This is a genomic window from Streptomyces sp. NPDC057307 (assembly GCF_042667665.1).
Classification (GTDB): domain Bacteria; phylum Actinomycetota; class Actinomycetes; order Streptomycetales; family Streptomycetaceae; genus Streptomyces.
In genome coordinates, this window is sequence record NZ_JBHUZM010000106.1 from 19,136 (window position 1) to 28,330 (window position 9,195).

A 9,195-nucleotide genomic window follows, 5' to 3' on the forward strand; every position below is an offset into this window, starting at 1 on the left:
GTGAGCGTGCGGGTCATGGGGTCGCGGCCCCGGGTCCCCCGCCGTCCACCCGGGTGAGCACCACGAGTTCGGCGTCGTGGTCGGCGGTCCAGTGGAACGGCAGCCCCGAGTGCAGGAGATACCCGCCGCCGTACGCCGTGCCGGACGCCTCGTCCCGGTAGCGGGCCGCCGGGTCGAGACCGCGCAGCCGCAGCCGGGCCGGGCGTCCGGGCACGAGGGGCGCGCCGTCGAGGGGGCCGGTGTTCCAGGCGGTGACGACGGTACGGGTGCCGGCGCCTCGGCCGTCCTCGTCGTACTGGACTCCGCAGGTCGGCTCGGCGGGCGAGTTCAGCAGCCGGATCTCGCCGTGGTGGACGACGTCGCGGATCTCCTTGTAGCGGGCCACCCAGCCCGCGGCCTCGGCGCGCTGCTCGTCCGTCCACCTGCCGAGGTCGGCGCCGATACCGAGGACGCCGGACATGGAGCTGACGAAGCGGAAGGCGAGCGAGCGGGGCCGTGGGTCGAAGACGCCCGGCGCGTCCGTCACCCACGCGCTCATGGTGTGCGGGGCGTGGGCGTGCAGATAGCCGTACTGGATGGAGAGGCGGTCGAGCGGGGCGGTGTTGTCGCTGGGCCAGAGCACGTCCGTACGGGCGAGGGTGGCGTGGTCCGTCCTGCCGCCGCCGCCCGCGCAGCCCTCGACGGTGACGTGCGGGTGCGCGGTCCGCAGATGGTCCAGTACGCGGAGGTAGCCGGCGACGTGCGCGGCGTCGAGGTCCTGGCTCTCGACGGGGCCACCGCCGGGCCGGCCGCGTTCGGTGGGCGGGCGGTTCATGTCCCACTTGAGATAGCTGATCGCGTACGTGCCGAGCAGCCGGTCCAGGGTGGCGATGACGAAGTCCTGGACGTCGGTGCGGCCGAGGTCGAGGAGGAGCTGGTTGCGTACGAGGGTGACCGGGCGGCCTTCGACGCGGTAGACCCACTCGGGGTGTTCGGCGTGCAGGGCGGAGCCGGGGCTGACGGCCTCCGGCTCCACCCAGAGCCCGAAGTCCAGCCCCAGTTCGCGCACCTGGGCGATGAACCGGTCGAATCCGTCGGGGAACTTGGCCGGGTCGGGATACCAGTCGCCGAGGCCGCCGGTGTCGTCGTCGCGGCCGGTGAACCAGCCGTCGTCGACGACGAACAGCTCGGCGCCGAGGTCGGCGGCGACGCGCGCGAGCTCCAGCTGGCCCGCCGCTTCGACGTCGAAGCCGGTGGCCTCCCAGGAGTTGTAGAGCACCGGGCGCGGCCGGTGCAGCCGCTCGCCGGAGAGGCGGCGTTCGTAGCGGTGCCAGACGCGGGCGAGTCCTTCGAGTCCGTCCGGGCTGAACGCGCAGGCCAGTCGTGGGGTGGTGAGTGTCGCGCCGGGCGCGAGGCGGACGGCGCCCTCGTGGGGCAGCCGGCCGGCCCGTACGCGCAGGGCGCCGCCGGGCTCGGCGTCGGCGGTCAGGTGCCAACTGCCGGACCATTCGAGGGCGATGCCGTAGGTGGGGGTGGTGCCTTCGGCCGGGTCGGCCGCGTCCTGGATCGCCAGCCACGGTGCGTACGCGTGCCCCGGTACCGCCTGGGTGCTGGCCAACTCGAAGCGGCCACGGGTGAGTTCGAGCTGGGTCCGCTGGAACTCGTGCGACCACTGGCCGGCGAGATAGGTGAGCCGTGCGGTGTCGGTGACGGGGATGTTCACGGCGGCCGAGTCGAAGCGTTCCAGGCGCAGTTCGTCCTCGCCGACGCAGCTGAGTTCGGTCCAGCGGAGGATCACGTCGGTGCCGGGGACTGTCTCGTAGCAGAGGGTCGTGGTCAGTCCGAGCGTGTCGTCGGTGAAGACGAGACGCAGCGCGCGGTCGCCGTCGGCGGTGGCGCCGGTGAAACGCCACCACACGCCACGTTCCTCGCCGGGGCGCTGCGCGACCAGGTCGGCGCCGGTGAACGGCCGTGGCCCGTAAGGGATGTACTCGGCGGGGGCGGCGTCGGCGGGGGTGATGAAGTGGGTGCGGCGCGACCAGTCGAGCGGGGAGGGCCCCTGCTCGGCGCCGTGCGGACCCCAGGCGGCGAGTTCGGCCCACCCCTCGCCGGGGGCGAGGGTGACGGCGTACACGGTGTGCTCGGCGCGCAGCACCCACGGGTCGTGCGGGGTCATTTGACCGCTCCCAGGTTGAGGCCGGCCACGAAGTGGCGCTGGAATCTGAGGAACACGGCGACGGTGGGGGCCGCCGCGATGACGGAGCCCGCCGCGATCACATTCCACATGGACACATACTGGCCCTGGAGTCCGATCAGTGACGCGGTGATCGGCATCTGGCTGTCGGTCCGCAGCACGGTGATGGCCCACAGCAGATCGTTGAAGATCCAGGTGAAGGAGAGCGCGCTCAGCGCGGCGAGCGCGGGTTTGGTCAGCGGCAGCACGATCGCTGAGTAGATCTGCCAGGGGCCGGCGCCGTCGATGACCGCGGCCTGCTGGATCTCGACGGGCAGGGACCGCATGAAGCCGTAGAGGACGAAGACGTAGAAGCCGACGCCGAAGCCGATCTGTACGCCGATGAGCGCGTACAGCGTGTCGTACAGACCGAGGCTCTCGCTGATGCGGGAGACCGGGATGAGCAGGATCTGCGGCGGCAGCAGATTGCCGCCGAGCATGAGCAGCAACAGGGTCCGGCGCAGGGGCAGTTCGTAGCGGCTGAGGGCGAAGGCGGCCATCGACGCGAGGCCAAGCGTGATGAGCACGGTCGGCACGGTGACGAGCATGCTGTTGATCAGCGCCCGCTGCTGACCGCCGTCGACCCACGCCTGCCGGAAGCCGTCGAGGGTGAAGGAGTGCGGCAGGCTGCCGAGCCCGTTGGCGGCGATGTCGTCGAACGAGCGGACGCTGGTGACCAGTACGAGCGCGATGGGCAGCAGCCACAGCACGGACAGGGTGCCGGCGCCGAGGTGGAAGCCGGCGGTCGCCAACTTGCGCCGGGTGGCCGTGCCGGAGCGTGACGTGGGTCCTGAGGTGGCGGACATCAGTCGGCCTCCCGGAAGGCGCGGACGAGGTACGAGGCGATGACCCCGAAGGCCAGCACGAAGATCACGACCGCGAGTGCGGAGCCGTATCCCAGTCGCAGCGACTGGAAGGCGGTGGAGTACATGTACGTGGAGAGCAGCTCGGACGAGTGGTACGGGCCGCCGCGGGTGAGGGCCCAGACGACGTCGAACGACCGCAGCGAGTCGATGACGATGACCGACAGGACGACGGCGTTGACGCTGCGCAGCTGCGGCAGGGTGATGTGCCGGAAGCGCTGCCAGCGGCTCGCGCCGTCGACCTTCGACGCCTCGTAGAGCACCGGGTCGATGCCCTTGAGGCCGGCGATGTAGAGGATCATCACGTAGCCGATCTGGCGCCAGAGGGCGGGCACGATCACGGCGTACAGGGCGGTGTCCTGGTCGGCGAGCCAGGCGCGGGTGAGGTTGCCGAGGCCGATCGTTTCGAGTGCCTGGTTGATCAGGCCGTCGGGCTGGTACATCGCCTGCCACACCAGGGCGGTCGCGACGAGGGAGAACACGACGGGCAGGAAGAGCGCGGCCCGGTAGAAGCCGACGCCGCGGCGCTCCTGCTGGAGGAGCAGGGCGGCGCCGAGGCCGAGGAGCGCGGAGAGCCCGCCGAAGAGCAGCAGCCACAGGACGGTGTCGAGCACGGCGGTACGGAAGACGGCGTCGCCGAACATCTCACGGAAGTTGCCGAGGCCGATGAAGCGCGGCGCGGAGACGCCGTCCCAGTCGGTCAGGGAGAGGTAGAAGCCCTGGACCGCGGGCCAGAACACCCAGAATGCCTCGGCGAGCAGGGGGACGAGGACGAAGGCGAGCACCACGGGTGGGACCCGGGTGGACCGCTTGCGCCGTGGCCGCCGGTCCTCCCGCGCCGTCGGCCGCTCGTGTCCGTGTTCCTTCTTCGGAGGCCCGGTGACGACCGCCGCCATCTCAGCGGCCCCAGATTTGTCGCGACTCGCGCTGCCAGGTGGTGAGGATGGAGCCGATCTCCTTGGGCTTGGAGAGGAAGCGGGTGAGCGCGGCGTCGGCGGGCGGCTGGAGGGCGTCGCTGGAGTCCCGGTTGAAGTACTGGGTGAGTTCGGCGGCGCCCTCGATCAGCGCACGGCCCTTCTTGACGAGGGGGGTTCCGCTGTCCTTGGCGTCGGGGTGGGTCGGCAGCGCGGTGCCGGAGGAGTTCTTGAGGTAGATCTCCTGCGCCTCGGCGGTGGCGAGATACCGCATCAGCTCCTTGACCTCGGCCTCGCGGCCGGTGCGGGCGCTGGCGAAGTAGCCGTCGGTGGGGGCCTCTTCGGCGACCGGGACCTTGGGATCGATGACGGGGAAGCGGAAGAAGTCGATGTCCTCCAGCGTCCCCTTGGGGGCCGAGTCCGCGAAGAACGTGCCGATCAGCATCATTCCCGTACGGCCCTGGAGCAGTGCGGTGGTGGCGTCCTGGAAGGGCAGGGCGGTGCTGTCGGGGTCGAAGTACGGCAGCGCCTCGCCCCAGCGGTCGAAGACCTTGCGGACCTCGGGGTCGTCGAACCGGTGCTTTCCGGCGAGGAGTTCGCGGTGGTAGGCGGCGCCGTTGATCCTGATGTTCAGGTAGTCGAACCAGGAGGACGCCACCCAGGGGGTGTTGCCGCCGGCGCCGAGGCCGATCGGGTCGACGCCCTTGCCCTTGAGGGTGTCGCAGAGGTCCAGGAACTCGTCCCAGGTCTTGGGCTCCTGGACTCCCCACTTGGCGAAGTTCGACTTCCGGTAGAAGACGCCCCACCAGTAGTAGGTGGTGGGGACGAAGACCTTCTTGCCCGCCCCTGAGGTGCAGAGCGCCTGCAACGCCTTGGAGTAGCCGGTCAGTTCGGGCCCGGTCCAGATGTCGCTGACGTCGAGGAGCAGGTCCTTCGCCGCGTACGACTCGGCGACCGAGCCGGGGTACCAGGTGTAGAGGTCCGGCGGGTTGGCGGAGGTGAGGTAGGTCGGCAGCTGGGTGCGGAAGGTCTCGGACGCGACGGTGTTGAGCTTCGCCTTCGCGCCGCCCTCCTTGCCGAAGCCCTCGACGACCTTCTCCATGGCCTTCTTGGCCTGTGGCGAGGAGAGGTTGGACTGGAGGGTGACGTCGCCGCCCGACTCGCTCTTGGCGGTCGATCCCGAGGTGACGCAGCCGCTCAGGAGCGCGGCGGCGCCGACGGCGCCGGTGCCGACGAGGAACTGACGGCGGCCGGGTGGTGGGGTGGCGGGTGGTGAGCTGGGTGGGGTGATCATCGGTGAACTCCCTGTCGGACAGTGCGGGTTGGGGTGTTAAGGGTGTCGAGGGGGTGGCGATCGGGGGGGGCGGTGGCGGGGTCCGGCCGGGCCTGAGCACCGACCGGACCCCGGCCGTGGTTACGGTCCTGCCGGGAAGCCGGTCTGGTGGACGCGGCCGTCGACGCCGCGGAAGGCGGTCAGTACGGTGCCGTCGGGCCCGGCGGTCGCACCGAGCGCGCCGTCGAAGACGCCGCTGACGAATTCCGGGCGCGCCGACCAGTCGCCCCACGCCATGTCCGCGTCGCCGTACGCGCGCTGCCAGAGCGTGTAGTCACCGGCCCGTGCGTACAGCCGCACGCCGCCGTCGACCGCGACGAGGGTCGGGCTGCCGCTGACGGTCCCGCCCAGCGAGGTCCACGGCGACCAGGTGCCGTCCGTGTCCCGCACCCGCCACCACACCGCGTCCTCGGCGGTACGTACGGCGACATGTGTCCGGCCGGCCTCGTCCACGACGGCCGACGGCCGCCCGTACACGGCCCGCTTCTCGGGCGCGCCCAGGGCCGTCCAGCCGGAGCGCGGCCCACGCGCCCGGATCTGTCCGTCCTCGTCGTGCGCGAGGAGCGTCCACCGGTCGGCGCTCTCGAAGGCGACGGACGGTGCGTCGGCGAGGTTGCCGCCGAGCTTCTGCCAGTGCCCCCACCGGCCGTCGGTGAAGGCGCGCCGGTACGCCGCGTTGTCGGCGCCGCGTACGAAGACGTCGATCCGGCCGGGCTCGGCGGCCGAGGCGTAGGCGGCGGGCTGGCCGAGGATCCGCCCCCGCGTCGGGCCGCCGAGGTCGGTCGTCCGGGACGACCAGTGCCCGTCACGTCCGCTCTGCTGCCGCAGGGAACCGTCCGTGCCCCTGGTGAACGCCGTCAGCCGGTCGCCGTCGCGCACCAGGGCGGGGCTCGCGGTGGAACGCGTACCGAGCGAGGCGCCCGGCGCGTCGTCGCGGCCGGCGAGCGTGAGGAAGGCGGTGCCGTGAGCGGGGACGGTGACGGTGTACGAGCCGCTGTGCGTGCCCCGGCCGGCGCGGGCGCGGACGTCCCGCACAGTGACGTCACCCGTCAGTCCGGCGTCCGCGAAGGTCACGGTGCGTGTCGCGGGCTTGTCGGAGCGGTTGAGGAGGACGACCGCCCGCTTGCCCGCGCCCTTGAGGGTCTTGCTGTAGACGTCGCCGGTGGCGTCGGTGGCGACGCGTACGCCCTGGATGGCGAGCGGGTCCTGGTCGACGGCGATGATCTCCGGGTTGCGCAGAGTGTCGATCATCGACTGCGGCAGGGTGCGCGGGTCGGAGCCCATGACCAGGGGCGAGCCCATCACGGCCCACATGACGAGCTGGGTGGTGGACTCCTCCTCGGTCAGCTCGTACGAGCCGTCTTCGAGCTTGCGCATCGGGATGAGGTAGTCGGGGTCGTTGTAGCGCCCCGGTCCCTGTGCCTCGGGGTGCCAGGCGTTGGCGTCCATGTTGCGCAGGACGTTGGCCCACTGGCCGGTGGAGGGGGTGCCGAAGGCGACGTCGGTGCCGGTACGCCAGGAGTCACCGGTCGTCGGACCGTAGACGTAGGCGTTGTGCGCGTCCTGCTCGGGGGTGTGCGGCAGGCCCCAGTCGTCGGTCAGCGGGTTGCAGAGGTTGAGCAGCATCGGGCGGCCGGACTTGGCGACGGCGTCGCTGAACTCCTTGAAGGCGGGGCCCGGATCGAGCTTCGCGGTGATGCCGCAAAGGAAGTCGACCTTGATGGCGTCGATCTTCCAGCCGGCGAACTGCTTCGCGTCCTCGGTGTAGTGGCCGCGGCTGCCGAGCCCGCAGCTCTTGCCGCCGTCGTAGGTGCCCGCGTCGGTGTAGATGCCGGCCTTGAGTCCGCGCTCGTGCAGATAGGTCACCAGGGCCGGGATGCCGGACGGGAAGCGGCCGGGGTGGGCGGCGAGCCTGCCGTCGCTGTCGCGCGGGGTGTCGGCCTGCCAGCCGCCGTCGAGCCAGACGATGTCGTAGCCGCTGTCCCTGAGCCCGCTGCTGACGAGGTGGTCGGCGACCGACCTGACCTCCTGCTCGGTGGGGGCGCCGAGGCCGTAGTAGGTATTCCAGCCCATGTACGGCGTGGGGGCGAGCCCGCTGTCGTAGTACGTGGGGGCGCCCTGGTCCACGGTCTGGACGGCGGGCCGGTCCTTGGCCCTGGGCGCGTCCCGTACGCCGTCGGCCGCCTGGGCGGAGGGCACGGTCACCACCGCGAACAGCGCGGTGACGACGGCGGCCACCGTTGCCCGGTGCGAAGTCACTGATGTCTCCCGAAGGTTGGGGGTCACGACGAAGACTGTCGCCGTGCTCCCCGACCCTGTCAACGATTATTACTAATTAATCTAAACAAGTGGCTGGACGGGCCATCGATCTCGCGGGACCGGCCATCCGTCCGGATACCGATCACATAGGCTCGACCGCACCATGAAGAGCAACCACACATCCCTCGGTCCCAAGGCCGACAAAGAGACGGTGCGCCGGCACAATCTGAGCCTGGTGCTGCGCGCCGTGCGGGACGAGGGTGAGGCGACGAGGGCCGGTGTGGCCGCGCGGGTCGGACTGACCCGGGCCGCGGTGTCGTCGCTGGTCGAGCAGTTGCTGGACAGCGGATTCCTCTCCGAGTCCGGCAAGACGTTCAGCGGGCAGGCCGGCCGGCCCGGCACCGTACTGAAGGTGACTCGCTCCGGTCCGGCCGGTATCGGAGTCGAGATCAACATCGACTACGTGTCGGTGTGCGTGGTCGACCTGTCGGGCACCGACCGTGTGCGTCTGACCGAACACCTCGACAATCGCGGCGCCGCGCCCGCCGAAGTCCTGGCCCGCGGCGCCCGGATCGCCGCGCGCACCCTCGACTCGGCCGCCGAGCAGGACCTGTCGCCGGTCGGGGTGCAGCTCGCGCTGCCGGGTCTGGTCTCCGGGGGTACGGTCCGCCAGGCGCCCAACCTGGGCTGGAACCGGGTGCCCGCCGAGGAGTTGTTCGCGGCGGCGCTGGCCGAGTCGCAGCCGGCGGTGCCGCCGCTGCCGGTGCGCTCGGAGAACGAGGCGAATCTCGCGGCACTCGCCGAGCTGTGGTTCGGCGGTCTGGGCGGGATCCGCAGTTTCCTCTATCTGTCGGGCGAGATCGGCGTCGGCGGCGCGCTGGTGCTCGACGGTGAACTGCTGCGTGGCGCAAACGGGTTCGCCGGTGAGATCGGCCATGTGGTCGTCGACGCCGACGGGCCGCTGTGCCGGTGCGGCGCGCGGGGCTGTCTGGAGCAGTACGCCGGCCAGTCGGCGCTCCTGCGGGGCGCCGGGCTCGACGAGAACGCCGGAGTGCCGGGCGTCGCGGAGCTGGAGGCCCTGGCCAGGAGCGGCGACCCGCGCGCGATCGCCGCGATCGGCGACGCGGGGCGGATGCTGGGCCGGGTCCTGTCGGGCGCGGTGAATCTCTTCGACCCCGACGCGGTGGTGCTCGGCGGGATCTACCGCGGCCTGATGCCATGGCTGTCACCGCCCGCGGACGGCGAGTTGACCGACCGGGTGGTCTCCGGCCTGTGGCCGCACGACAGCGGCAGGCTACGCGCGTCATCCTCGGCGGGCGACGCGGCACGGGGCGCGGCGGCGCTGGTGGTCCGGGCGGTGCTGGCGGACCCGGTGGCGTACGCGGAACGCAGGAGCGCGTAGCGCGTACGGCGCGGGGGGCGCGGCTTTGGCGGGGCCCAACGCGCCGGTGCGGCGTGGGAGTTGGGTGCCAATGACCTCAAGGGCGGGCCGGTGCGGCCCCCGGCCGTCTCGGCCGTACGGTACGGAAGTCGGCCGTACGGAAGCCCGTGCCGTACGGAGTCGGCCGTACCGGCAGCGTCGGCCGCGTGGCGTTCGCGCACGCGGGGCGGGCC

General features: G+C 71.6%; 6 protein-coding genes. 1 reads left to right on the top strand and 5 read right to left on the bottom strand.

Annotation, left to right across the window (positions count from 1 at the left end):
- Positions 1 to 13: 13 nt before the first annotated feature.
- The 5 genes from ACFUN8_RS27940 to ACFUN8_RS27960 form a co-directional block, all read right to left on the bottom strand.
- Positions 14 to 2,155, bottom strand: a complete 2,142-nt coding sequence (locus tag ACFUN8_RS27940; RefSeq protein WP_383643193.1) for an alpha-galactosidase — start codon at positions 2,153 to 2,155, stop codon at positions 14 to 16.
- On the bottom strand, positions 2,152 to 3,018 hold the full coding sequence (locus ACFUN8_RS27945) for a carbohydrate ABC transporter permease (protein ID WP_383643196.1): 867 nt from the start codon (positions 3,016 to 3,018) through the stop codon (positions 2,152 to 2,154). Before ACFUN8_RS27945 ends, ACFUN8_RS27940 begins: the two co-directional genes overlap by 4 nt.
- The gene (locus tag ACFUN8_RS27950) at positions 3,018 to 3,971 is read right to left on the bottom strand and encodes a carbohydrate ABC transporter permease (protein WP_383643199.1); all 954 of its coding nucleotides are present in this window, start codon (positions 3,969 to 3,971) and stop codon (positions 3,018 to 3,020) included. The genes ACFUN8_RS27945 and ACFUN8_RS27950 overlap by 1 nt, the downstream gene beginning before the upstream one ends.
- 1 nt (position 3,972) lies before the next feature.
- A complete protein-coding gene (locus ACFUN8_RS27955) occupies positions 3,973 to 5,283 on the bottom strand; it encodes an ABC transporter substrate-binding protein (protein WP_383643202.1) in 1,311 nt (436 codons plus the stop codon).
- A gap of 120 nt (positions 5,284 to 5,403) precedes the next feature.
- Positions 5,404 to 7,608 (bottom strand): glycoside hydrolase family 27 protein, encoded by a 2,205-nt coding sequence (locus ACFUN8_RS27960; protein WP_383643205.1) that lies wholly within the window; start codon positions 7,606 to 7,608, stop codon positions 5,404 to 5,406.
- Between the two features lie 136 nt (positions 7,609 to 7,744).
- On the opposite strand from ACFUN8_RS27960, the gene ACFUN8_RS27965 reads away from it, so the two are divergent.
- A complete protein-coding gene (locus ACFUN8_RS27965; protein WP_383643208.1) occupies positions 7,745 to 8,983 on the top strand; it encodes an ROK family protein in 1,239 nt (412 codons plus the stop codon).
- The last annotated feature ends 212 nt before the right edge of the window (positions 8,984 to 9,195 follow it).